The organism is Acidaminobacter hydrogenoformans DSM 2784, from assembly GCF_900103005.1.
In the GTDB taxonomy this organism is placed as follows: domain Bacteria; phylum Bacillota; class Clostridia; order Peptostreptococcales; family Acidaminobacteraceae; genus Acidaminobacter; species Acidaminobacter hydrogenoformans.
Genome location: NZ_FMWL01000003.1, coordinates 113,485 through 137,920, shown reverse-complemented (window position 1 = coordinate 137,920; position 24,436 = coordinate 113,485). Strand labels below are relative to the sequence as shown.

The following is a 24,436-nucleotide window of genomic DNA, read 5'->3' as shown; positions in this document are numbered from 1 at the left end:
GGGAAGTTTGTTGACTTCAACTAAAAGTGGAAGGTATAATCAGCTTATACTTTTTAGCAAAGGGGCATGACTATTCCATGATCCTCATGATTGACAACTTTGATTCCTTTACCTACAATCTCGTTCAATATCTGATGCAGCTTGGCCGCGAGGTCAGAGTTGTGCGGAATAACGCCCTGACCTTGGAAGACATCCGGGAGATGAAACCGGACATGATCGTCCTCTCTCCGGGTCCCAAAACGCCAAAGGAAGCCGGGATCTGCCTCAGTGTGGTGGAAACGCTGCAAGATGAATTTCCCATTCTTGGGATATGCCTTGGGCATCAGACCATTGGACAAGCTTTTGGGGGTAAAATCCTGGAGGGGCTTGAGCCAGTTCACGGCAAAGTTCATTCCATAAGACACAATAACACTGGCGTCTTCAGTGGCCTTAAGAATCCCATTAACGTCACCCGGTATCACTCGCTGGTTGTCGACCGGGAGTCGCTGCCTGAATGCCTTGAAATCACGGCGGAAACTGAAGCTGGCGAGATCATGGGCCTAAGGCACCGGGAAAAGCTGATTGAAGGGGTTCAGTTTCATCCAGAGGCAATACTGACGGAGCACGGCCTTGACATGCTTGCCAATTTTTTAAGGCTGGCAGACCAATGGCGAAAGCAGGTGAACGTATGATAAAGAGAAAGCTTCAGACCAGCCTGGACAGCTTCAGGCTGTTTCTTGCTGTTTCAGATCTGCCGCACCCCTTGTTTTTGGATAGCGGTATGGATCCAAAACGCCTTGGCCGTTGGTCTCTGATCATGGCAGCGCCTTTTGAGCGCATCCGGATCAAGGGTGACAGTATTGAGCTTGAAAACTGCCTCGACGGCACTAAAACGACGCAAAAAGGAAATGCTTTTGATTTTTTGAAGTCGCGTTATGAACTTTACCAGACAGAGAGAACCCCTGGCTTTGATCTGCCCTTTGGCGGTGGTATGGCGGGTTATCTTGCCTATGACCTCTGCCATCATGTGGAGACCCTGCCGAGGACGGCAAAAGATGATGTCAATATACCAGATGCCATCCTGGGCCTTTATGAGACAGCGATCCTGGTCGACCATCAGCTGAATGAGGCATGGCTTGCAGAGCTTGACTTCAGGCCGGGAGCCGAGGCGCGGATGGAAGCTTTTGAAGCCAGAATACGTGAAGCGGAAAAATCCGGACTTGACCTTGAACCGGTTTGGAAGACAACGTCGCCAACGTTTGAATCCAATTTTAACAAAGAAGACTATCTGGAATCCATTCGAAAAATTAAGCGCTACATCAGGTCGGGAGACTTATACCAGGTCAACATGACCCAGCGGTTTACGGCAGAGATGACGGATGAGCCACTGATGCTCTACAAAAAGCTCAGAACCATTAATCCAGCGCCATTTTCGGCGTATATGCCTTTTGAAGAAGCGACCATAATTTCGAGCTCTCCGGAGCGGTTCATTCAGATTCGAAACGGAGAAATTGAGACACGGCCTATTAAGGGAACCCGGCCAAGGGGCAAGACGCCGGAAGAGGATGCCATGGAGAGCGCGCTGCTGCTGGCCAGTGAAAAAGACCGCTCAGAGCTCCTGATGATTGTGGACCTTGAACGAAATGACCTCGGCAAAGTCGCAGAGGTTGGCACAGTAAAGGTGCCAGAGCTCTTTGTCATTGAGGAATATCCAACGGTATATCATTTGGTCTCCACGGTGACGGCGACCCTCAAGGCGGGACTGACCCCTATTGACCTGCTGAAGGCGTCCTTCCCGGGTGGGTCCATCACTGGAGCACCAAAGATTCGTGCCATGGAGATCATTGACGAGCTTGAGCCGACCCAGCGCAACCTCTATACGGGCTCTATAGGCTATATTGGCTTCAATGGGGACACGGATCTCAACATTGTCATACGGACCATTGTCGCGAAGGAAGGCAAAGCTTACTTCCAGGTGGGTGGCGGCATTGTATGGGACTCGGACGAGTACGCTGAATACGAGGAAACACTGCATAAGGCGAGGGCTCTGATGAAGGCGCTCAGCAGCTAAGAGCTGGACGACACAAAAGATGAAGGGGGCAGGCGAAATGTCAGCGCACACTGTCTATTGGCTGGATGGCACACCGGTGGATGATCGCTGTGCCTCTGAAGGGATACAATTCGCCTATGGCCTTTTTGAAACCATGCGATTTGATCACGGCGCTTTGGAGCAGCCGGGGCCGCATCTGGAACGTATGAATGCGGGCTTCGCCCGGCTGGGCCTTGGTTTTTCACTGTCTGAAGAGGCGCTGAGGCTTGGGTTTGAAGCGGCGAAGGCGGCGTCCGGAATGGCGTCCGGGGCCCTCAAGGTCCTCGCCATGCGCCGTGGAGCCCCTGTCGAAAAGGCGGACGTGGATGTCCAGCTGTATCTGCGGCCCAATCCCTACCGGGACGAGGCGGACGGCGGTCTTGCTAAGCCCTGTTCACTGGGAATCAGTGCGTATTCGAAAAATTCGCGCTCGGTGGTGGCTGGCCTGAAGTGGCAGGGCTATGCGGATCATATAATTGAGAAGGACCGGGCTATGTCAAGGGGCTTTAACGATGTTTTGTTTCTGAATGAAATGGATTTTGTGGCGGAGACCGCTGTGGCCAACGTGTTTTGGTTTTCGGGCGGAAAGCTCTTCACCCCGTCGCTGGACTGCGGGATCTTGCCGGGCGTAATGCGGCAGAATGTCCTGAAAGCAGCTGCAGATGCCGGCATCAGCGTGTCCGAGGGGCGCTTTCCCCTTGAGAGGCTTCTTGAAGCGGAATTGGTATTTGTTACCAACAGTCTGATGCGGTTGAAGGTTGTTGACAGGCTTGAGCAAGTGGTGTGGCCGCGACCATTGGCAAACGCACCGGCTTTGAGATATTTTGAAAGCCTCCGGGCGGCAGTGAAGGCCGGCTGTCAGGGACAAACAGTGCGGGACTGGGCCGCGCCGGGATTTGACGTGTGAACTGTGTGGAATTGGGTAGAAACTCTATAGAACGGCCTTTGCCGATGGTTGGCGCAGGCACACCTTGTGAATAGGAGAGACGACATGGATAATAAACGTATTGAAGCTGCGGTCAGAGAAATGCTGGCTGCCATTGGGGAAGATCCGGACCGTGAGGGCCTTAAGGGAACGCCGGACAGGATCGCCAGAATGTACGAGGAGATTTTTGGTGGTCTGAACGAGGACCCGGGCAAACATCTCGAGGTGATTTTTCAGGAGGATGAGCACGAGGAGCTGGTGCTGGTGCGCGACATATCCTTCTATTCTATGTGTGAGCATCATCTGGTGCCTTTTTTTGGGAAGGCTCACGTAGCGTATATCCCACGCGGTGGCAGACTGACGGGGCTAAGCAAGCTGGCGCGTGTGGTGGAAACCATTGCCAAGCGGCCACAGCTGCAGGAGAGGATCACGTCGCTTGTAGCGGACACGATTATGGAAAAGCTCAACCCGTATGGCGTCATTGTCGTGGTTGAGGCAGAGCATATGTGCATGACCATGCGGGGGGTTAAGAAGCCGGGCAGCAAGACGGTAACTTCCGCGGTCCGCGGAATTTTCAAGGTAGATGCCAAATCCAGAGCTGAAGCGATGTCGCTGATTGGTATGGGCGTCGGCAGCAGGGGGTGAAGCAGTGCACAGCAGATTATATCATTTGCCCAAGTACGAGCCCTTTGAGTGGCGACTGAAGCAGCACACGCTTGAAATTGGAAAGCGGACGCTGGTGATGGGTATTTTGAACGTGACGCCGGATTCCTTTTCGGACGGCGGAAAATTCGACACCATTGAGTACGCCATTGAGCAGGCACTTGAAATGGCGGCGCAAGGCGCGGATATCATAGATATTGGCGGGGAGTCCACACGGCCGGGTCACGCGGCGGTGCCTCTGGAACTGGAACTTTCCAGGGTGCTGCCGGTCATTGAGGCTTTAGTGGCCCACCCTGAGTTTGACGTGCCCATCTCCATTGATACCTATAAGGCTGAGACCGCGCGCTGCGCACTGATGGCGGGGGCGGAAATCGTCAACGACATCTGGGGTCTCCAGCGCGAGCCGGAGATTGCCCGGGTAGCCGCGCAGTTTGGTGCCCCGGTGATTATCATGCACAATCAGGATGGGACGCATTACGAGACAGATATGGTCGACAGCATGATCGAATTTTTTGAGAAGTCCATTGAAATAGCGAAAAAAGCGGGTATTCCGGATGAGTGGATCATGCTGGATCCCGGGTTTGGCTTTGGGAAAACCGCGGATCAGAACATTGAGCTCATGCCTCGGATTCACGAACTGCATGTCCTCGGTTATCCGCTCCTTCTTGGAACATCGAGAAAGTCCATGATTGGTAAGATCCTGGACCTTCCAGCAAAGGAGCGCATGGAAGGGACCGTGGCTACAAGCGTCTTTGGCGTGGTACAGGGCGTGGAAATCATTCGCGTTCACGACGTCAAGGAAAACCTGCGGGCGGTAAAAGTCATGGATGCCATGGTTCGGGGGCGATAGAGGCTTATGGATAAGATTTTGATGCAGCATATGGGATTTTATGGTTTTCATGGTGTCCTCGACGAGGAGCGCAGCATAGGCCAGAAGTTTTTTGTTGATGTGGAGCTCACCCTGGACCTTTCCGGGGCCGGGGGCTCGGATGATGTCGCTAAGACGGTGAGCTACGCTGAGGTTTACGACGACGTGAAGTATTTCGCGGAGTCCGCCCGGTATAATTTAATTGAAGCGCTCGGTGAAAATATAGCCCAGCGTATTCTGGCGAAGTATGATTTGGTTTCTGAAGTGCTGGTTCGCGTTAAGAAACCGGAAGCACCAGTCAGGGGCATATTTGAGTTCTTTGGGGTCGAGATTCGGAGGGCCAGGTAATGGCTCGGGCTTTTCTTGGCCTGGGCAGTAATATAGGAGATAAGGCAGAGAACCTCCAGGAGGCTGTCAGGTTAATTGGCGCGGATTCCCGGACGCGAGTTGTGGCTAAGTCCTCGCTGTATTCTACGGCACCGGTGGGCTATTTGGATCAAGATGATTTTGTAAACGGTGTGGTCGAGGTGGAGACGACGCTCTCACCGGAGGACTTGCTGGCGCTTTGCCAGTCCGTGGAGCAGGCGCTACGCCGCGTGCGGCTGATTCGCTGGGGCCCTCGGACCATAGATGTGGATGTTTTGCTTTATGAAGGCTTTATCAGCTCTGATCCGGTATTGACACTGCCACACCCGAGGATGCATGAGCGGGGCTTTGTCCTGGTGCCTTTGGCGGAGCTTGACCCAGACCTTCCAGTTGCTGACAAAACCGTAGCCGAATGGCTCGAGCGTCTGGATGTCAGTGATATTATCAAGTTAGAGGTGGAAGCCTAAGTTGCCACGTTTAGCCTAGTTGAACCTTACTGAAAGGAGGGATTTTTTATGAAGCCCTATTTCAGCTATTTTTTCAAAGAGATGTTTAAAAGGGTTGGCCGCCATCATTTGACGGCGTTCAGTGCCCAAATGGCCTATTTCTTTGTGCTGTCCATTTTTCCTTTTCTGATCTTCTTGTTTGCGATCCTGTCGAGACTCGAAGTGGCTTATTCCCTGATGAGCTCGCCTAATCTTGATTTTATTCCACAGGCAGCGCTATCAATTGTTCAGGAGTACATCAAAAATAACTTGGCGACGAATTCGGGCAGTGTGCTGTCCGTCTCCATACTGGCAGCGCTTTGGTCAGCCTCGAAGGCAGTCGGCGCCCTTCAGCGGGCGCTCAACTCAGCTTTTGAAGTTGGGGGCAGAAAGTCCCCTTTGGTGGCGATAGGCCTCAGCCTGGCATTTACGCTTGGCTTATCGCTGTCAGTCGTCGTCATGTTGATTCTGCCAAGCCTCAGCAACCGCGTTATTGATGCCCTTAGGGTTTACATCCCTATCCCGGAGGCTTTTGTCACGTTATTTATGTACATTCGGTGGATTTTGGTCATTGCGGTACCATTTTTGGTGCTTTCTCAAATGTATCAGCATCTCCCAAATTTAAAGCTGAAATTTTTGGAGACGCTGCCGGGAACAGTCTTTTCTTATTTTGGATGGATTGGACTCTCGTTTCTATTTTCGTTTTTTATTCAGAACTTCAGCAATATCTCCATAGTCTATGGATCCTTAGCCGCGGTGGTGGTGCTGATGATCTGGTTCTATTTTACCGGTATGATTCTGATGCTGGGGGGCGAGGTTATTTCGATTACCAAAGCTTACAGGAAAAGAGAAGCATAATTTACTTAGGTAAAGCTGGCGCGTATGTGCCAGCTTTTTATTTGCCCATTAAAAAAAAGCCGCTTGATTAAATAAGCGGCTCAATTACGAGGTCCTAATGACAAAAAACCAGACCAGCCCTGCCGATTGTATCAGCAATAGCAGCGGCACAAGCACAGTAAACTTCAGGTGCTTTGTCTTATGTCGGAAGGTTTTCATACCAAGATATAACCCAGCGGATCCGCCAGCTGCAGCATATAAAAGCAGGGTGCGTTCTCTTACGCGCCAATTCTGGCGGATTGCGGCGCGTTTGTCATACCAGCACAGCATCCAGGCAATCAGATTGATGAGGAGCAGATAATACAGCAATAATGGGGGCATACAGGATGCGCCTCCTTTGTGATTCGTTCTAAGCGGGGAGACCCTGCTGAATTTTAACATACTTTGAACCTGAAAAAAAGTCCTCAATCAACGGCTCATAAGGAGACGCGGCAGAAATTCAGAAGTGGCTTGGACAAAACGCTTACCCCGCCCGCTTGTGACAAGCGGGTTTTGGCCCTTTTCGCCTGCGAGTTTCCAGAAGCTCGAGCAGCTGACGTTTATAGTCCGGCGAGTCTGTAATGCGGGCAAGGCTGTCGATCAAATAGTGGTTTCTGGTCTTTGGCATTTTTTTGTTCAAGCACAGTTCAATGAGGTTTCTGGCAACAGAAAAGGACTTCAGATGGGTATGACCCGCCTTAAAGTCCTTGGCAGTATTGTGCACAATATAACCATTGGCGACAGGGATGACAACAAAAGCTTCACGTCGGTAAAGTTGGTTACTCATAAGAGATCCCTCCTCGTCAGCATGTGGCAAAACTCTGTAGCGCTTCTGTTACCTATATTATACTACTCGACGAACGATTTGTGTTAAAAATATGCGAATATTCTGTTAATTATAATTAAAAAGAGATGCTCCAAGAGATACACGCCCTAATAAATTGATCGGGCGTGTATTTTTTTCTTAGGGGGGTATTATTGCAAGAAGTCAGTCTAAGGCAGAGGCCGTGCTATTGGTCAGTCAACACTGCTTAATTTCTTAGTATGAAAATTATTTTTAGAGGTGATCCTATGCTTGGTGCCATTTATGGCGATATATGCGGGTCGTTTTTTGAGCACCATAATGTCAAGTCGAAAGAGGTAGACTTATGGACGCATGTCAGCCGCTTTACAGATGACACGGTACTCACTGTCGCGACAATGGAGGCTATTTTGGAAGGACTGTCCTTCTCGGAAAGGTACCGCAGCTATTTTCTCCGGTATCCGCATGCGGGCTTTGGATCCGGCTTTGCGAACTGGGCGCTTTCCGGGTCTGAAACACCTTACAACAGTTACGGGAATGGTGCGGCTATGCGGGTAAGTCCTGTGGCCTGGGCTTGTGATACATTGCAGGAAAGCCTTGATATGGCCGCCGCGACAGCTGAGGTGACCCATAACCACCCAGAGGGCGTCAAGGGTGCAAAGGCTATAGCCGGCGCGGTCTTTTTGACGCGGCAGGGCAAGGACCGCGAAACTGTCCGAAGCTGGATTGAAACAACTTTTGATTATGATCTCAGCGAGCCTATAGACAGCATTCGAAGCTGGTATAGATTTGATGTCTCATGTCAGGGCTCTGTACCTCAAGCCATTAGGGCCTGGCTGGAGTCCACAAGCCTTGAGGATGCCATCCGAAACGCCATCTCCATAGGCGGGGACAGTGACACGCTGGCATGCATGGCCGGGGCCATTGCAGAAGCGGAGTTTGGGCTCACAGACAATGAGCGCTACAGAATTTTTTCCAGGCTGGACCCTGGCCTGAGCAAGGTCGTCCAGGCATTTTATAAGCGTTTTGTCGAGATTTAAAAATACTTCGGAGGTGTCTACCGTTGGCAAAAAGACTGGAAAACTTAAAGCATTCAGATCCACAGCTCTATGAAATTTGCGAAAGAGAACTGAGGCGACAGAGAAAGGGCCTTGAACTCATCGCTTCCGAAAGCTTTGTACCGCCGGAAATCATGGAGCTGCAGGGCTCTGTTCTCACGAACAAGACAGCGGAGGGGTATCCGGGAAAGCGGTATCATGCGGGCTGCGGTGTCATGGATGATATGGAACGGCTGGGTATTGAACGGGCGAAGGCATTGTTTGGCGCTGAGCATGCCAACATTCAGCCTCTTGGCGGTTCCAGCGCCAATCAAGCGGTTTATTTTTCTGTCCTTAAGCCTGGTGACAAAATTTTGGGGATGAAGCTTGATCAGGGCGGACACTTGACCCATGGCTATGCCATGAATTTCTCAGGTAGGACGTATGAGTTTTACGACTATGGACTGGATCCTGTCACGGAAACCATTGACTATGAAAGTGTTGAGCGTCTGGCGAACCAGCACAGGCCCAAAATGATTGTGGCCGGCGCGAGTGCTTATCCAAGGCGCATTGATTACGAAAGGCTGGCACAGATTGCGAAATCCGTCAGTGCCTATTTCTTTGTGGACATTGCCCATATAGCGGGCCTGATCGCTGCTGGCGTCATTCCAAGTCCGGTGCCTTACGCGGATTTTGTGACCTCCACGACAACGAAGACCCTGGCGGGGGCAAGAGGGGGCTTTATCCTATGCAGGGAAGCTTATGCCAAAGCGGTGGATCAAGCTGTATTTCCCGGGATCCAAGGCTCCATGCACATGCATACTATGGCGGCAAAAGCGTTTACCTTTGGCTATGCCATGACGAATCAATTTAAAGCATATGCTGAAAATGTCCTGAACAATGCCGCTGCCTTGGGTGAGGCTCTGGAGGAAAATGGTTTCAGGCTCGTTTCAGGTGGGACAGACAATCACCTTTTGCTGCTGGACCTCAGGTCGAAAAAATTGACGGGAAAGCGTTATGAACAGATTCTTGAAAGTGTAGGGATCACGGTCAACAAGAATATGATCCCAATGGATCCAGAGAAGCCTATGGTGACCAGCGGCATCAGGGTTGGCGTGACGGCCATGACCATTAAAGGCATGGGGCCTGGTGAGATGCGTGAGATCGCGGCGCTCATGACGCGCGCTGCGGAAAACCACGATCAGCCAGAGGCTATGAAGACTATAAGTATGGAAGTTGAAGCTCTGGCGGAGCGCTTCCCGCTCTATGAGGGGTTTCTTGATTGAATAACCGAGCATTCGAGGGAGGATAAAAATGACAAAAGCAGTCCATGACAAAAATATTTTTCCGCTTGGCTTCAATTGGCCGGTTCAAGATCCGTTTTTGTTTTGTGTGCATCATAAAGATGCTTATCCTGTGGGGGATGGGGCACAGGGACCATCGGCAAAAGCCCTTGGGAATAGGGCCCTTGGCAGTGATTTTCAGCACCCAAGCGGCTGGAGCATGTATCACGGACGCAAAGTGCCCGGCTTCCCGGAGCACCCTCACAGGGGGTTTGAAACGGTGACGGTTGTTTTGGAAGGGTTGGTGGACCATTCGGATTCCAGTGGCGCGACAGGCCGGTATGGCGGCGGGGATGTCCAGTGGATGACGGCAGGCAGCGGCATGCAGCACGCGGAGATGTTCCCGCTGGTCTATCAGGACAAACCGAATCCACTGGAGTTGTTTCAGATCTGGCTCAACCTGCCGGCGAAGGACAAATTTGTTGAACCGAATTACAAGATGTTATGGTCGGAAAAGATTCCTATTGTCAAGCTCCTGGATTCAGAAGGAAGAGAATCAAAGGTGCGGTTGATCAGCGGTAAGCTGGAGGGCGCTGTGGGTCTGAAGCCAACGCCCAACTCCTGGGCGGCGGATGAAGGCAACAAAGTATCTATCTGGCTGGCAGAAATGGCGCCGGGCGCGGTCTTGACGCTGCCGGCAGTTTCAGGTTCCTTAAATAGAATGCTTTATTTTTATGAAGGCGATGGGTTGATGCTGGAGGGTGTGGCGCTCCCGTCCTATCACGGTATAGCCCTGGAAGGTGGCGAAGTGATTCGCATTGAAAATGGCAATACGGCTGCCAAGTTTCTTCTTCTTGAGGCGGAGCCCATTAATGAGCCTGTGGTTCAGTATGGCCCTTTTGTCATGAACACGCGTGAAGAGATTGTGGCAGCTTCGAGGGATTATCAGGCCACCGCGTTTGGGGGCTGGCCTTGGGACCGCCCTGATCCGGTAAATCCTCAGGGTCAGGGGCGTTTCGCCCGGTATGCGGATGGGTCGGTTGAAACGCCATAAGCGCGGTGTGCTTTGGGCTGTGCCTTTTGGGAGGTAAGACATTATGAATTTTATTGGTAACTTGATATGGCTTGTGTTTGGCGGGATCATAGGCGCGATTGCCTGGAGTATTGCAGGTCTTCTCATGTGTATCACCGTCATAGGGATTCCCTTTGGTGTGCAGTGCTTTAAAATTGCGGGGCTTGTCCTGTGGCCATTTGGGAAAACGGTGACGCTTGGCAATTTTGGCGTTGGGGGGCTTCTTCTCAACATTCTGTGGCTGGTCCTTTTTGGCTGGGAGCTGGCAATTGGTCACCTGGTAATAGGTGCGCTGTTTTGTATCACGGTCATTGGCATTCCTTTTGGGTTTCAGCATTTCAAATTCGCGCAGCTGTCTCTGATGCCTTTTGGCGCGACTGTCAGGTAAGAAAGGAGGGTTCGGTTTGAAAATTGGTTTGATTGGCGCAGGAAAGATGGGTTTGGGCCTTGCTCATAATATGATTCGTCACGGCCATGAGGTGGTTGTTTTGACGCGCACGGCGTCACGAGTGACTGCACTCAGGGAGGAGGGGCTTAACGCCACTATGGAAACAAAAGCCTTTTTGGAAAAGCTGGACACACCTAAGATCCTTTGGATGATGGTCCCCGCTGGAGACGCGGTCGACGATACCGTTGATCTGTTGCTGCCCTATCTAAAAAAGGGTGACATAATTATTGATGGCGGGAACTCACATTTTGAGGACTCTATTAGCCGTGCAGCATTTTTGGCTTCGAGGGAAATCAATTATCTGGATGTTGGCACAAGCGGCGGGATGAAAGGGGCCCTTGAAGGTGCCTGTCTGATGGTGGGCGGTCCAAGGGAAGCTTATCTGAGCCTTGAACCCTTATTCAAGGACCTGGCAGTTGAAGGCGGCTGTGGCTATTTTGGAAGAGCGGGCGCTGGCCATTATGTCAAAATGGTCCACAATGGTATAGAGTACGCTATGATGCAAGCCATTTCTGAGGGGTTTGACATCCTGAAAAAATCTGAATATGGGTTTGATCTCGAAAAAATTGCTCAGGTTTATGACCACGGCTCAATTATAGAGGGGTTTCTGATGGGCATTACAGCCAGATCCCTCAGGTCGCCAGAAGCGGTTGAAGCGTTAATGCCTGTAGTGAGTTCCAGCGGAGAAGGTTTGTGGACTGTGGAAGAGGCACTCAGACTGAAAGTGCCAGTTGAAACTATTGCCCTGTCGCTCTTTAAGCGTTATTCGACGCAAAGTGACGGGTTTGGCGCGAAGCTTCTGAGCATGATGCGGTATGAGTTTGGAGGTCATGAGGCGCGAAAGGAGGATTAAGATGGATTACATCTGGATTTTTGGGGTAACCGGTGATCTCAGCCGCCGTAAATTGCTGCCTGCCCTTGCGAAGCTGCTTCAGGACGGGCGGGAGCTTGTCATTGTGGGCATATCGAGAAAACAAGTCAGGCAAAGTGTTTTCAGGGCCTATGTGGAAAAGACCTGCGAGTCCGTCTGCGAAGTGAGTCTGAATGGACTTCTGGATAGACTTTTCTATGTTCAAATGGACTTTGACCACCTTGAGGAGCCTGAAGATCCAGCTGTAATATCTGCAGAGAAATCCCTGGCGGATATAAAGGCGGAGCTTGAGGAAATTTACGGCGCGCCGTCCAGATCCCTGTTCATTTTGGCGACCATGCCTGAGCATTTTGGGAGACTTGCGAGGACGATCCGCGGCAGCGACATCGCGGAAGAGGGGACCGCTGCGATACTTATAGAAAAGCCCTTTGGTTACGACCTCGCTTCCGCGGTAGAGTATAATGAGAGGATCAGCCGTTATTTTGACGAGTCGGCCATATTTAGAATTGACCATTATTTAGGCAAAGCCATGCTGCGCAACTTGTTTTCGCTGCGCTTTTCGAACGCGATTTTTGACGCGGTCTGGTGCAAGGATTATATTGAAGAAGTCAACCTCTATGCTTTGGAAACTCTTGGCATTGAAGGTCGCGGCGGCTATTACGACAAGGCGGGCGCGCTGCGGGACATGGTGCAGAGCCACATGCTTCAGATGGCGGCCCTCGTGGCCATGGACGCGCCTGAGGATCTTGGGACTGAGGCAGTAAGACGGTCTAAAATCCAGTCGCTGCGTCAGATGAAGCTGAATTTGGAAGAGAGTCAGTTTGGCCAGTATACCGGCTCAGAAAGCGAAAATGGTTTTTTGGATGAAGAGGGTGTAGCGCCAGACTCGGGTACTGAGACGTTCGCGTCGCTGATGCTTGAGATTGACGCGCCTCGCTGGCAGGGTGTACCGTTTAAACTGGTGACAGGCAAGAAGCTCAGCGAGAAGAAAACGGTCATTGAGATCAAGATGAAGGCCGCAAAATTGGCGGATCAAATGGACGGCGTCGTAACGCCAAACTCAATAGAGATCAATGTACAGCCTGAGGAGGGCGTGCGGATTCGGTTCAATGTATTGGCGCCCAGTTCAGAGGCGGAGATCGTCGAGAGGGAGTTGGACTACTGTCAAAGCTGTCTTATTGGAGAAAAATCTCCAGAAGCTTACGAAAAATTGTTGATAGATGCGCTCAAGGGGGATTTGACGCTGTTCGCGTCCTGGGGTGAAATTGAAGCGGCCTGGGAACTGGTGGACCCGGCTGTGGCGTACGTCAGGGCGCATCCGGAAAGGCTGCTGCGCTATGAGGCGGGGCGGGATGTGCTGGGGCGGGTGTGAAAGTGACCATCGGCAAAAGCACTTGATGTTTTTTGAAGAACACTGACCGCGGCTGGTATCTGAGGACGCCGGCGGCATTAATCAGGAAAGCGGGGGGAGAAGCATGAAGCTTTATGATATCAGCATGCCCATTCATGAGGAGATGCCGGTGTACAAGAACGACAAGGGGCGACGGCCCAAGCTGACCTTTCATAAGAAGGTGGCGGTTGATGGTGTCACAAGCAGCACTTTGGAACTGGACCTGCACACCGGGACGCACCTGGACGCGCCGCTGCACATGCTTCCTGGGGGAAGTGCCATTGACGAGGTGGCGATGACCTCCGTGCTGACAGCTTGTCGCGTGATCGCGCTGACGGAGCTGGAGGGCGAGATCAGCCGTTCTGACCTGGAGCCATTTGAGGTCCAGCCGGGGGCATTTGTGCTGATAAAGACGCGCAACAGCTTCTCGGAGGCTTTTGATCCGGGCTTTGTCTACCTTGGACTGGAAGCGGCGAAATACCTGGCTGAACTCGGCGTCAAAGGCGTGGGGACGGATGGCCTTGGGATCGAAAGGGGTCAGGAGGGCCATCCCACGCACAAGGTGCTTTTCGAGGCCGGGGTCATGATCCTGGAGGGTTTGATGCTCAAGAATATTGAACCGGGGGATTATAAGCTGATCGCGTTGCCGCTTAAGATCATAGGGGCGGAGGCGTCGCCGGTGCGGGCGGTGTTGGTTCAGGAGAAAAAAGCGACAGAATAAGTGAGAAATGAAAGACGTGGTTCAACCAGTGGTACTGAGCGCCAGCGGCGCGGGTGTTTGGGGGATTGGTGACCGCGAAAAGAATAGCTTAAACAGGAGCTGGCCTCACGCAGGTGAAGCGTTTGACGTCTGCGGCAGGTCAGCTTTTTTGCGTTTTTTGAGGAGAATGGGAAGGAGGAAATGAGGAAAAAATAATATCAGGAATCTTGACATTTTTTTTGAAAAGGTGTATATATTAATTAGAGGTTAGCACTCGAGGGGCGAGAGTGCTAACAAAATCTTCAAAATCCATAATGCGTCATGCACTTTGCGCATAGTATTTTGAAAGCCTGTTCCATTCACACACCCAAATTTGACTATAAAGGAGTTGTTAATCATGGCAGGACTTGTTCCTTTCAACCAAAGGCGCTCGAATCTCACGCTCAGGCCGCGTGGCTTCGATGACTTCACAAACATGCTTGATGACTTTTTTAGCGATAGCTGGATGCCTGGGCGCAGCCTGATGCGCGACACATTTAAACTGGATGTCGAAGAAGCTGAGGATCATTATAAGATTGAGGCAGATTTGCCTGGGATCAAGAAAGAAGAGGTCTCACTCGACATGAATGAAGGCAGACTGACCATTTCCATCAAGCGTGAAGAAAAAACTGACGAAGAAAAGAAAAATTATGTCCACCAGGAACGCCGCGTCTGTTCTATGCAGCGTACAATCTACCTTGGAGACGCGGGCACTGAGGATATTAAAGCAAGGCTTGAAGACGGCGTTTTAAATATTGTCGTTCCAAAAGTCAAAAAGACAGAGCTTTCTAAAAAAATTGAGATTGAATAGGTTGATGACCGGCGCCAAGGTCGCCCCACCTTGGTGCTTTCTTATGTGAATAAGATAAAATATAAGTAAGTAAGCGAGACAAAATCAGAAGACGAGGAGCGTTCAACGTGGCAAAAAAGCAATTTAAAGCAGAATCCAAACGACTTTTAGACCTGATGATCAACTCCATCTACACCCATAGGGAGATTTTTATTCGTGAGCTGATCTCCAACTCAAGTGACGCCATTGACAAAATGTACTATAAGGCGCTGACAGATGAGAGCATTCGCTTTGATAAAGAGAATTATTACATTGAGATCCTGGCGGATAAAGAAAAGCGTGTCCTGACCATTAAAGATACCGGTATAGGCATGACCAGGGAGGAGATGGAGGAAAACCTTGGCGTTATTGCCAAGAGCGGATCTCTGGCATTTAAGAAGGAAAATGACCTGAAAGACGGCTATGATATTATTGGACAGTTTGGTGTCGGTTTTTATTCGGCTTTCATGGTAGCGGAGGATGTTGTCGTCATCAGCCGCGCCCATGGCAGTGACGAAGCCTGGAAATGGGAATCCAAAGGTGCGGATGGTTATACGATTGAACCTGCCCAAAAGGACAGCACGGGTACAGAAATTATTCTGACCATCAAGGAAAACACGGAGGATGAGCACTATGACGACTACCTCGAAGCCTACAGGCTCCGTGCGCTCATCAAGAAATACTCTGACTTCATACGTTACCCCATCAAGCTCGAGATGACCCGCAGCCGCTTGAAAGAGGGTACGGAAAATGACTATGAAGAATACAAGGAACTTGAAACGGTCAATAGCATGGTGCCCATCTGGAGAAAAAATAAAAATGAGCTCACGGAAGAAGACTACGAAAGCTTCTATTCCGAAAAGCACTATGGCTTTGACAAACCGCTGAAATATGTTCATATGAATGCTTCCGGACAGGTCAGCTTCAATGCTATACTCTACATTCCGGAAAGCATACCGTTTGACTATTATACCCGTGAGTTTGAAAAGGGCCTCGAGCTTTACTCAAGCGGCGTCCTGATCATGAACAAGTGTGGCGACCTGCTGCCGGACCACTTCAGCTTCGTCAAAGGCATGGTGGACTCCGAGGACCTTTCCCTCAATATCTCCAGGGAAATGCTCCAGCATGACCGTCAGCTCAAGCTGATCGCGAAGAACATCAAGAACAAGATTAAGAATGAGCTCCTCGCTATGCTGAAAGATGACCGCGAGAAGTATGAGACGTTCTTCAAAGCTTTTGGCCGCCAGCTCAAGTTTGGCCTTTATAATGATTTTGGCCGCAACAAGGAGGATCTCCAGGATCTGGTCCTGTTCTATTCAAGCACGGAGCGCGGTATGGTGACCCTCGCCGAGTATGTGGGCCGCATGGCGGATTCACAGAAATACATTTACTACGCCACTGGCGACGCGCCGGAGCGCATAGACCGCATGCCGCAGACGGAACTTGTCGCGGACAAGGGCTATGAGATCCTCTACTTTACGGATGACGTTGACGAATTCGCGATCCGCATGCTGATGTCCTATCACGATAAGGAATTCAGGAATGTATCCGGCGGCGATTTGGGTATAGAGACAGAAGAAGAGCAGTCTGCCGATGGTTCCGAGACCAACACCTATTCCAGTCTGTTCGACAAAATGAAGTCCCAGCTGGGTGACAAAGTAACCAAAGTCCGCGCTTCCAAGCGTCTGAAGCATCACCCGGTGTGTCTGGCCAGCGACGGCGAGCTCAGCATTGAAATGGAAAAAATCCTGAGTGCTATGCCGAACCAGGAGGGCATCAAAGCGGAAAAAATTCTCGAAATCAACACGCAGCACGAGGTTTTCGAAACCCTTAAACAAGCTTTTGAGGAAGATGCCGAAAAGTTTGAGCTCTACACCAGCCTCCTCTACAATCAGGCACGTCTTATTGAGGGGCTTCCAATCGAGGATCCGGTTGAGTTCACAAATCAGATGATTAAAATTATGAAGTAGTGCCTGGTGACGTAGTGCCGGGCGTTCGCCGGAAAGGTTTGAGCTGTGTATGATCAGACAAGCGAGGGAATGGGAAGCTGAATTGAGGGAAGCCTTAGCTTCTGGTGCTGATGTCGGGAGAGTACACGCTGCGTATCTGCAGCGGTTGAGATGGCTTCAACATGAGCGCTTGATCCATCTCCTGGTGCTCATGTTGACGGTGGTGGTCTTCCTCTTCTTTTTCGGTCTGGCCATGCTGATGCCTGAGCTGCGGTTTGTTTGGGCACTGGTAATGATAATGGGTGGGCTGGTGGCAGCCTACGTGGTGCACTATTACAGGCTCGAAAATCTTGTGCAGCACTGGTATACGTTTCAGGATGAGCTTTTTGGAAACCTGTTCAAAAAAGGGTAAAGAGAAAAATATTAATTAAAAAATCCCGCATCGCAGCTTTGTGCGAAACGGGATTTTTATTTTTGAGGTGTGGTCAGCTGGATGGCTTTGGTTTGAACCTCTCATGACTGAAGTCACGAGATTCCTAAGAACACCATTCTATCGAACAGTTTATTATTAGGCTAGCCCCGTCGCACCAACGGTTAGAAGCCTTAGGGCTTCGTTTTTGATATTTATGCTTGCGTTAAGATCTCTGTCGTGGAATATGCCACACTCCGGACAAATCCAATCTCTCACAGCAAGATTCTTAACGTCTTTATTTTTGTATCCGCAATTTGAGCACAATTGGCTTGAAGGAAAGTTCCTCCCCACTTTGACAACCTGCCTGCCATACCATTTTGCCTTGTATTCAAGCATGCTTATGAAGTGTGACCAGGACGCATCAGCGATGGATTTCGCCAGTTTGTGATTCCTCAGCAAATTAGAAACCTGCAAATCTTCTATTCCGATCACATCGTGATTTTTGATGATTTCGTAAGAAAATTTGTGCAGGTTGTCTTTTCTTGCATTGGTGATTTTTTCATGGATTTTAGCAACTTTAACCCTTTGTTTCTCCCATGTTCTTTTTCAAAGTAAAATCGAGAAAAATAGTGAAGCATTTTATTGTATTGCTATTAGAACCCTTGTTGGTATATAGTAGGAACATTGGTTCCTAATGAAAAATGTAAACAATACTTTTATTGTGTTAATGATGACTTTAAACCAACTGTTGATGAGCGATTCATCCCATGACTGAAGTCACGGGTGTTCTCGCCACGCTAATAAAAACGTCAACACCCCTTGGGACGGGGGGAGAGAGGAGTGTAGCCATTGAATGCCGTACTTGAAACGATTCACAACAGGGTATCTCTTCGAAAATACGCTGACCGGCCAATTTCAGAGACGCATATGAACCTGATTTTGGACGCCGCCATTGCCGCGCCAACGGCTGGAAATCAATGCCTCTACACCATTCTGATGATCAAGGATCCAAAGACAAAAGAAGCCCTCAGTGAGAGCTGTGATTTTCAACCGTTTATTGCAAGAGCACCTGTCATTCTGATCTTTGCGGCGGATCAGCAGAAGTGGTTTGATTATTTTTCAAGCAAAGGGGTCAAAGCGTTTGCGAAGCATTCCGGCTTGTCTTTTGAAGCGCCTCAGGAGTCGGATCTTCTTCTGGCCTGCGAAGATGCCCTGATTGCGGCACAAAACGCCGTGATAGCAGCAGAGTCATTAGGGGTGGGCTCGTGCTATATTGGGGATATTCTGGAGAATTATGAATTTCATAAAGAGCTGCTGGGCCTCGAAGACTGGGTTTTTCCGGTCTGCATGCTGTGTCTTGGGTATCATGAGGAAAATGCTGTCAGGGTACAGCAAAAGCGATTTGACCGAGAATTCATTGTCTTTGAGGAAAAATATAGAAAGCTCACGAATGAAGAGCTTGACCGTATGTTTGAGGACAAGGAAAAAGGTTTTGTGGAAAAGAATCATTATGGCGCGGAGAATTTTGCTCAAATGTTTTACGCGAGGAAAACTGACGCGGCGTTTAGCAAGGAAATGGCGAGGTCTGTCAGAGTTGCCCTTAAGAAGTGGGATGGGAGAAGGCTGTGATTGGCGGATCAAGAACTGAATAAATGTAAAAAACCTCCGCGCGCGGAGGTTTTTCATGATAGGAGTGGGGCCGGGAAGCAATGTCGGCATTTTCTGCCTATGCTTATTTCTGATCCGGCCCAGTCCCCACCTAAAGTTTCTTGAATTTGTTCAGGTCGAGCTTCATGATGTAGCGGTCATGGCCCTTGCCGTATTCGTCTTTGCGGTGCTCCGCGATTTCAAAGCCCATTTTTTCTTCGTAAAGCTTGATTGCGGGTACATTTTCCGTGTCAACTGTCAAGCTCATGGATTTAAACCCTTGCTCGAAAAGGTTCTTACAGATGGAAATGAGGAAATGGTATCCAAGGCCCTGGCCCTGGAAATCTTCAGCGATCGCGTAGTCAAACAAGTAGCACATATCCGTGTCTTCCCAGTCTCTCATCAGGATCGCTATGCCTATGAGGCGCTTCTTATCCTCTTCCTTGAGAACAAAGACGTTGCCGTGTCGAACTTGAGGCACCAAGCCCCACTCGTCCATACCCAGGTCGCCAAAAATGCCGAGGCCAAATGTGACCATACGCTTCAAAAATTGAAGATCATAGTCCTGGACCAAATAAACTTTTAAATTGCCTATGTCACCATCGAGGTTTTCAACGACCTTTTGAGGAAGCTTTCTAATTTCTTCTAATTGCATAAATTGTCACGCTCCTTTTGATACATATAAATATATTATACACTAACAATAAAAAATATGCAAATTGGCCACCCGGAGGCTTGCCGGTTTCAAATATATGAACAGGATTATTTATTGTGAAATAAAATAATTTTGTAATATTAAAAAAATTCGAGATCCCCATATAGATATTTACGCAATAAAGAAAAACTGTCGTCATTTCTTCATTTCTGATTTTACAGAATCAAGGTATAATAAGAAGGTATAATAAGGACTTAGAAAGCGTTCACAGCGTGTGTGACGATTTTGTGAATATGTGAAAAAATTGCAGAAAGCGAGGTGGTGTCATGGTTGAGTTGATTTCGACTGTTGCGAAGTATTTGCTCGTCGTCATTATTTATATCTTCATCTATAAAATTGTCCAGTTGATTTACACGGATATCCGCTTGCTGATGGGCCGGGACTCGGCAGCTGCGCTCCTGCCGCATTTAAAGCTCATGACGCCTGTGGGGACCAGAGGGACTCAATCTGTTGCTGAGATTTATCCACTTATGCGACCGGTTTCTCTTATTGGAAGGTCAAAGAAGTGCTTGATCATCCTGCCGGATCCCTATGTTTCATCTGAGCATGTCCGAATTGATAAGGTAGGGGACAGATTTTTTGTTGAGGATCTCGAGTCCGCAAATGGAACTCTTTTGAACGGGAAGAGGCTGGAGAAGAGAACTGAGTTGAAGGACGGCGATAAAATCTCTTTGGGAAGAATAGACCTCGTCTTCTCTGAAGGCGGAAGGTGAGTACTAATGAAGGCTAAAACGGGAACCTCGCTGTACACCCATTTTTGGGGCCCTTTGCACTTAGTCGCGCTGACCCTGATGCTCTTATTCGGACAGCTTGCCTTAATGGGAGACCCCATAGATTTCATACCGCTTATTATGGGTGGGTCAATGCTGCTTCTGGTTTACTTTGTCGGTTGGGTGATCCGTTACAACCGGCTGGGTGATCCTTACCTCTGGACTATTGTGGCCATGCTGATCAGCCTGGGGCTTGCCATGCAGTACCGGCTGTCGCCTTTTAACGGGATAAAGCAGTTCAACTGGATCTTGATAGGCATCTTGACGTATCTCGTCGCGTATGGACTATACGCGGCACTTCATGAGCGCTTCAGGTCTGTTTACTTTCACTATGCGCTTTTAGTAGGTCTCTTTGCGATTACACTAATCTTTGGTACGGAAATCAACGGTGCAAAGAACTGGTTGAAGCTGGGCACTTATAGCTTTCAACCCTCTGAGCTTGGGAAGATCATCTTTGTTTTTTTTATGGCGGCTTGCGTGACCTCTCCTGAGAGGCTCAGAATCCGCTTGAGCGGCCGAAGCTTTGACCCAAAACTCGTCATGATGGGCCTGGTCTATTTATTGATGGGCTTATTCGCTGTGCAGCGTGAGTTTGGTACGGCCATGCTGGTTTTTGGTGTCTATATGACCTATATTTATGTTTTTGAAAGGGATGTTCTATTCACCCTGTATAACTTGGGGATTGTCTCGCTTTTAGGGCTCGCTGCGTTTAAAGTCGTGAGCCACATAGAGGTAAGGGTGGATACCTGGCTCAATCCCTGGGCAGATCCAGGCGGTGCCGGTTATCAGATCACGCAGTCTCTTTTTGCCATAGGTTCTGGCGGTTTTTTCGGGAGCGGGATAGGTCAGGGGTACCCAAAATTCATCCCAGCAGTCCGGACAGATTTTATCTTCGCGGCGATCTGTGAAGAGATGGGGATCCTTGGGGGCATCGCGGTCATCCTGTTGTTTTTTATCCTGATTTACAGAGGCATCAAGCTCGCTCTCAGAATAGAAGACCGTTTCATGAAGGCAGTTGCCTTTGGTTTGACCATGACCCTGGGGTATCAAACGTTTATTATCATAGGCGGGGTCACCAAGCTGATCCCGTTAACGGGGATAACACTCCCATTCCTAAGTTATGGCGGATCCTCCATGATGGCAAGCTTCGCGACGCTTGGTCTCTTGCAGGCTTTGTCAGGTCAGATCTTGCGAAGGGAGGCGGAGACACTTGAAAATGGATACCGTCAATAGCCGAATCCTTCACAGTCTGGTCTTCGCGGGCATCCTGTTTGTCGTGCTGATCACGTCGCTGACATGGTTTGAGCTCAGAGGCAAAAACGACATTATGGGCAACGCTTACAACAAGCGTATGATTGCCGCCGAGGAAGAGATTCTCAGAGGCAGCATCATAGACCGGGGCAGCGAGATCCTGGCGGAAACAATTGCTTCAGAAGCTTCGAACATCAGGAACTACCCTCAAAAGAGGCTTTACGCTCATATCATTGGTTATCACTCATCCATTTATGGGAAAACCCTGTTGGAGGCAAAATACAACAGCGAATTGCTGGGAAAATCCAACCTGGAATTCCTGAGCGTCTTTAAGAAAATGCTCTCCAAAGATGTGGCCCAAGGCTACAATTTACGGCTGACCCTCAGCCATACGCTTCAAACGGTCGCTCGGGAACAGCTGGGAGACCGGCATGGCGCTGTGGTTGCCCTCGATCCCAGAACGGGTGAAATTTTAGCCATGGTTTCCACACCGGATTTCAATCCCAATGCCTCCAGCCTCGAAGAAAACTGGAAAAGTCTCATTGAAAACGAAAACAGTCCACTTCTTCCAAGGGCGACCATGGGACTGTATCCGGCCGGTTCAATTTTTAAAGTGGTAACGGCAGCCGCTGCCCTTGAAACCGGTAACGGTGATTACATGACAAACGATCAGGGAACCACGGTGATCGACGGTATGACGTTTTCAAACGCCGGCCAAAAGGCGCGGGGGGACATAGGTCTGCACCAGGCCATGACAGTCTCAAGCAATGTCTACTTTGCCGAACTGTCTCAAAAAATTGGTGCGGGGGCTTTAATTGCCAAGGCAAAGGACGCGGGGATCACAAAAAGCTTTGATTTTGATCTCCCAAGAACGGACAGCCGTATTGGAGATTCAGGCATGGGCAAAACAGAGCTGGCGGCTACGGCCATAGGTCAGGGCAAGCTCCTCGTTTCGCCGCTGCAAATGGCCATGCTGGCGGCGGGGGTGGCAAATGGCGGTGAGATCATGCAGCCTTATCTGGTCAAAACCGTCGAAAATGCCGGTGGTGAAGTTCTAAGAGAAACAGATCCTGAATCCCTGTATAAATGGGTTACGCCAGAGACTGCAGAACTGTTGAAGGAAATGATGGTCAGCGTCGTTGAGGAAGGTACCGGAACCAAAGCTCAGATTTCGGGCGTCCGAGTTGCCGGTAAAACCGGGACGGCCCAAAATGAAAAGAGCACAGAAAGCGACAGTAAGGACCACGCCTGGTTTATTGGCTTTGCACCTGCGGAGGCGCCCAGGATCGCGGTAGCGGTCCTGCTCGAATATCGCGGCGAAGGCGGCGGAAGGGCCGCGGCGCCTGTAGCGGCAAAAGTGATGTCAACATGGCTTAAAATGACGGCTACGAACTAAAGCAAAAATCCATTGCGGCGCAGTCTTACCTATGGAACACAAAGATGGAAAGGCGTGATTTTCCATGGCATGGATTGAAAAACCGGACTACGAAGTGATCCTCTCAGAAGGCTCACTGGAACTTAGAAAGTACAAAGCCATGATTGTGGCTGAGGTCGTAAGACCTCGAGGCAGTGATTTGAACATGGGTTTTCAGGACATTTTCAACTACATCAGCGGACAAAATCAGGGAGAACAAAAAATTTCCATGACCGCCCCTGTCATCAACCGTCAAGGGGAGGATTATTTTGCAACAGCCTTTGTCATGCCTTCTCAGTATACGCTTGAGACGCTGCCAGTGCCCAAGGATCCTAATGTCAGCATAAAGGAACGCGTTGGCGGCACTTTTGCGGTGATCAGGTTTTCAGGCAGTTGGAGCGAGGCGCGGTTCAGAGAGCGGCAAAAACAGCTTGAGGACTGGATCCGGCTTCACGGCTGGCAGATCACTTCTGAACTGACCATAGCCAGATACAATCCGCCATTTACCCCTGCTGTATTGCGGCGTAATGAATTGATGTATCAGATTAAAATGGAATAGACCAGCATACCTGCGCAGCAGTTTGTTAAACTTGTTAGCAAATCTATTCTGAGGGTATTAATTGAACTGAACACAAACCTATAAGCTCCGAGTCTGCGGGACCTTCCCAGAGGCTCTTCAGACCAATGGGCAGACAAAGTAATTTGTCTGCCTGCTGTGGCAAAGGAGTCCATTCTCTTCAGTGCTATTTTGGCACTGAGGTGGGTGGACTTTGTTGTTTTTTTGTATGCGAAAGGGGTGAGAGGCATAAGAGTAGAAGTCAAATTTTCTGGGTACATTGCCGCAAGTCTTGGCTATAGGGAAAAGGTTATCGAGCTCGAACCCTCCAGTACGGTTCGGGATTTGCTGGCGCTTCTCGAGCTGCCAGTCAACAAAAGCTGGGTCGCGGTTAGCATAGGGGGGAAGCTCAGGGACAGGACGACGATTCTTAAAGATGGCGATCAGGTATTGGTTCTGCCACTTGGGGGTGGCGGCTAAGGCCTATTGGCGGCTAAGGCCTATAGCACTAAGTACCATTCGCTTCCGTCACAATCAAATCAGTTTATGATACTCTCAACCTATAAAAGGAGGTCATGGTCAAGTGATTCCAGGTGTTGTAAAAGTACTGACCAACGCCAGAGCTTGTCAGGGCTGCCGGGCCTGTGAGGCCGTCTGCTCCCTGAAACACTACGGCGTCGTCAACCCAAACGCAACGGGTGTCAAAATCACCGAGGGCAAGGCGCCCGGAAAGTTTGCACAGACCATATGCCAGCAATGCATTGACATGCCATGTGCCGCAGTCTGTCCGGTGGAGGCCATTCAAAAGGACGGGTTTACCGGGGCCGTCGCCATTCTTGACACCTGCACAGGCTGCGGGGCCTGTGTTGAGGCATGTCCAATCCACGCGATCCGAATGGCTGACGTCGCAGACCAGGTTCGTGCGATCAAGTGCGACTTATGCGGCGGGATTCCTGAATGCGTTGCGATTTGTCCGCGTCAAGCGCTGAGCTGGTAGGGG

Annotated in this window: 28 protein-coding genes and 1 pseudogene; 25 read left to right on the top strand and 4 right to left on the bottom strand. The window is 50.0% G+C overall.

What is annotated here, in order from left to right:
• The first annotated feature begins 77 nt into the window (after positions 1 to 77).
• The 8 genes from BLP63_RS04380 to BLP63_RS04345 all read left to right on the top strand — a co-directional run bounded on the left by BLP63_RS04380 (position 78) and on the right by BLP63_RS04345 (position 6,233).
• Positions 78 to 671 (top strand): anthranilate synthase component II, encoded by a 594-nt coding sequence (locus BLP63_RS04380; protein ID WP_092589679.1) that lies wholly within the window; start codon positions 78 to 80, stop codon positions 669 to 671.
• Positions 668 to 2,050, top strand: coding sequence for an aminodeoxychorismate synthase component I (pabB, locus tag BLP63_RS04375; RefSeq protein ID WP_092589678.1), 1,383 nt, complete (start codon positions 668 to 670; stop codon positions 2,048 to 2,050). Before BLP63_RS04380 ends, pabB begins: the two co-directional genes overlap by 4 nt.
• 37 nt (positions 2,051 to 2,087) lie before the next feature.
• Positions 2,088 to 2,975 (top strand): aminotransferase class IV, encoded by an 888-nt coding sequence (locus BLP63_RS04370; RefSeq protein ID WP_170829287.1) that lies wholly within the window; start codon positions 2,088 to 2,090, stop codon positions 2,973 to 2,975.
• Positions 2,976 to 3,059: 84 nt separating this feature from the next.
• Positions 3,060 to 3,638, top strand: a complete 579-nt coding sequence (gene folE / locus BLP63_RS04365) for a GTP cyclohydrolase I FolE (protein ID WP_092589676.1) — start codon at positions 3,060 to 3,062, stop codon at positions 3,636 to 3,638.
• Between the two features lie 4 nt (positions 3,639 to 3,642).
• Positions 3,643 to 4,506: a dihydropteroate synthase gene (gene folP / locus BLP63_RS04360; protein ID WP_242870788.1), complete on the top strand. Its 864-nt coding sequence runs from the start codon at positions 3,643 to 3,645 to the stop codon at positions 4,504 to 4,506.
• 6 nt (positions 4,507 to 4,512) lie between these two features.
• Positions 4,513 to 4,872, top strand: a complete 360-nt coding sequence (folB, locus tag BLP63_RS04355) for a dihydroneopterin aldolase (protein WP_092589675.1) — start codon at positions 4,513 to 4,515, stop codon at positions 4,870 to 4,872.
• On the top strand, positions 4,872 to 5,357 hold the full coding sequence (gene folK / locus BLP63_RS04350) for a 2-amino-4-hydroxy-6-hydroxymethyldihydropteridine diphosphokinase (RefSeq protein WP_092589674.1): 486 nt from the start codon (positions 4,872 to 4,874) through the stop codon (positions 5,355 to 5,357). The genes folB and folK overlap by 1 nt, the downstream gene beginning before the upstream one ends.
• 48 nt (positions 5,358 to 5,405) lie before the next feature.
• On the top strand, positions 5,406 to 6,233 hold the full coding sequence (locus BLP63_RS04345) for a YihY/virulence factor BrkB family protein (RefSeq protein ID WP_092589673.1): 828 nt from the start codon (positions 5,406 to 5,408) through the stop codon (positions 6,231 to 6,233).
• Between the two features lie 84 nt (positions 6,234 to 6,317).
• Here the strand turns inward: BLP63_RS04345 and BLP63_RS04340 are convergent, their stop codons facing one another.
• A complete protein-coding gene (locus BLP63_RS04340) occupies positions 6,318 to 6,593 on the bottom strand; it encodes a DUF1294 domain-containing protein (protein WP_092589672.1) in 276 nt (91 codons plus the stop codon).
• A 142-nt stretch (positions 6,594 to 6,735) separates the two neighbouring features.
• Positions 6,736 to 7,038: a hypothetical protein gene (locus BLP63_RS04335; RefSeq protein ID WP_092589671.1), complete on the bottom strand. Its 303-nt coding sequence runs from the start codon at positions 7,036 to 7,038 to the stop codon at positions 6,736 to 6,738.
• A 284-nt stretch (positions 7,039 to 7,322) separates the two neighbouring features.
• Here BLP63_RS04335 and BLP63_RS04330 point away from each other — a divergent pair, with 284 nt between their 5' ends.
• The 10 genes from BLP63_RS04330 (at position 7,323) to BLP63_RS04285 (ending at position 17,083) form a co-directional block, all read left to right on the top strand.
• Positions 7,323 to 8,093, top strand: coding sequence for an ADP-ribosylglycohydrolase family protein (locus BLP63_RS04330; protein WP_092589670.1), 771 nt, complete (start codon positions 7,323 to 7,325; stop codon positions 8,091 to 8,093).
• A gap of 23 nt (positions 8,094 to 8,116) precedes the next feature.
• The gene (locus BLP63_RS04325) at positions 8,117 to 9,376 is read left to right on the top strand and encodes a serine hydroxymethyltransferase (RefSeq protein ID WP_278278121.1); all 1,260 of its coding nucleotides are present in this window, start codon (positions 8,117 to 8,119) and stop codon (positions 9,374 to 9,376) included.
• Positions 9,377 to 9,404: 28 nt separating this feature from the next.
• Complete coding sequence (locus BLP63_RS04320; protein WP_092589669.1) at positions 9,405 to 10,427, top strand: pirin family protein; 1,023 nt, start codon at positions 9,405 to 9,407, stop codon at positions 10,425 to 10,427.
• A gap of 43 nt (positions 10,428 to 10,470) precedes the next feature.
• Complete coding sequence (locus BLP63_RS04315) at positions 10,471 to 10,833, top strand: YccF domain-containing protein (RefSeq protein WP_092589668.1); 363 nt, start codon at positions 10,471 to 10,473, stop codon at positions 10,831 to 10,833.
• A 16-nt stretch (positions 10,834 to 10,849) separates the two neighbouring features.
• A complete protein-coding gene (gene gnd / locus BLP63_RS04310) occupies positions 10,850 to 11,746 on the top strand; it encodes a phosphogluconate dehydrogenase (NAD(+)-dependent, decarboxylating) (RefSeq protein WP_092589667.1) in 897 nt (298 codons plus the stop codon).
• Between the two features lies 1 nt (position 11,747).
• Positions 11,748 to 13,136 (top strand): glucose-6-phosphate dehydrogenase, encoded by a 1,389-nt coding sequence (gene zwf / locus BLP63_RS04305; protein ID WP_170829286.1) that lies wholly within the window; start codon positions 11,748 to 11,750, stop codon positions 13,134 to 13,136.
• A gap of 103 nt (positions 13,137 to 13,239) precedes the next feature.
• Entirely contained in the window at positions 13,240 to 13,875 is a 636-nt protein-coding gene (locus tag BLP63_RS04300) for a cyclase family protein (protein ID WP_092589665.1), read from the top strand.
• A gap of 376 nt (positions 13,876 to 14,251) precedes the next feature.
• Positions 14,252 to 14,704, top strand: coding sequence for an Hsp20/alpha crystallin family protein (locus BLP63_RS04295; protein ID WP_092589664.1), 453 nt, complete (start codon positions 14,252 to 14,254; stop codon positions 14,702 to 14,704).
• Positions 14,705 to 14,811: 107 nt separating this feature from the next.
• Complete coding sequence (htpG, locus tag BLP63_RS04290) at positions 14,812 to 16,692, top strand: molecular chaperone HtpG (protein WP_092589663.1); 1,881 nt, start codon at positions 14,812 to 14,814, stop codon at positions 16,690 to 16,692.
• A gap of 49 nt (positions 16,693 to 16,741) precedes the next feature.
• Positions 16,742 to 17,083 carry a hypothetical protein gene (locus tag BLP63_RS04285; protein WP_092589662.1) on the top strand — a complete coding sequence of 114 codons (342 nt, stop codon included), beginning with the start codon at positions 16,742 to 16,744 and terminating at the stop codon, positions 17,081 to 17,083.
• Between the two features lie 156 nt (positions 17,084 to 17,239).
• Here BLP63_RS04285 and BLP63_RS17300 read toward each other — a convergent pair.
• Positions 17,240 to 17,674 (bottom strand): annotated as a pseudogene (locus tag BLP63_RS17300) (RNA-guided endonuclease TnpB family protein); the annotation flags it as partial.
• A gap of 258 nt (positions 17,675 to 17,932) precedes the next feature.
• Here BLP63_RS17300 and BLP63_RS04275 point away from each other — a divergent pair.
• Positions 17,933 to 18,712, top strand: coding sequence for a nitroreductase family protein (locus tag BLP63_RS04275; protein ID WP_092589661.1), 780 nt, complete (start codon positions 17,933 to 17,935; stop codon positions 18,710 to 18,712).
• Between the two features lie 130 nt (positions 18,713 to 18,842).
• Here BLP63_RS04275 and BLP63_RS04270 read toward each other — a convergent pair whose 3' ends face one another.
• Positions 18,843 to 19,385: a GNAT family N-acetyltransferase gene (locus BLP63_RS04270; RefSeq protein WP_092589660.1), complete on the bottom strand. Its 543-nt coding sequence runs from the start codon at positions 19,383 to 19,385 to the stop codon at positions 18,843 to 18,845.
• A gap of 326 nt (positions 19,386 to 19,711) precedes the next feature.
• On the opposite strand from BLP63_RS04270, the gene BLP63_RS04265 reads away from it, so the two are divergent.
• The 6 genes from BLP63_RS04265 (at position 19,712) to BLP63_RS04240 (ending at position 24,433) form a co-directional block, all read left to right on the top strand.
• On the top strand, positions 19,712 to 20,158 hold the full coding sequence (locus BLP63_RS04265) for an FHA domain-containing protein (protein WP_092589659.1): 447 nt from the start codon (positions 19,712 to 19,714) through the stop codon (positions 20,156 to 20,158).
• A 6-nt stretch (positions 20,159 to 20,164) separates the two neighbouring features.
• Positions 20,165 to 21,448 (top strand): FtsW/RodA/SpoVE family cell cycle protein, encoded by a 1,284-nt coding sequence (locus tag BLP63_RS04260; RefSeq protein ID WP_092589658.1) that lies wholly within the window; start codon positions 20,165 to 20,167, stop codon positions 21,446 to 21,448.
• Complete coding sequence (locus BLP63_RS04255) at positions 21,432 to 22,862, top strand: peptidoglycan D,D-transpeptidase FtsI family protein (protein ID WP_242870798.1); 1,431 nt, start codon at positions 21,432 to 21,434, stop codon at positions 22,860 to 22,862. The genes BLP63_RS04260 and BLP63_RS04255 overlap by 17 nt, the downstream gene beginning before the upstream one ends.
• A gap of 64 nt (positions 22,863 to 22,926) precedes the next feature.
• Positions 22,927 to 23,439, top strand: a complete 513-nt coding sequence (locus BLP63_RS04250) for an SOUL family heme-binding protein (RefSeq protein ID WP_092589656.1) — start codon at positions 22,927 to 22,929, stop codon at positions 23,437 to 23,439.
• Between the two features lie 204 nt (positions 23,440 to 23,643).
• Complete coding sequence (locus BLP63_RS04245) at positions 23,644 to 23,916, top strand: MoaD/ThiS family protein (protein ID WP_170829285.1); 273 nt, start codon at positions 23,644 to 23,646, stop codon at positions 23,914 to 23,916.
• 103 nt (positions 23,917 to 24,019) lie between these two features.
• Positions 24,020 to 24,433: a 4Fe-4S dicluster domain-containing protein gene (locus BLP63_RS04240; RefSeq protein WP_092589654.1), complete on the top strand. Its 414-nt coding sequence runs from the start codon at positions 24,020 to 24,022 to the stop codon at positions 24,431 to 24,433.
• The last annotated feature ends 3 nt before the right edge of the window (positions 24,434 to 24,436 follow it).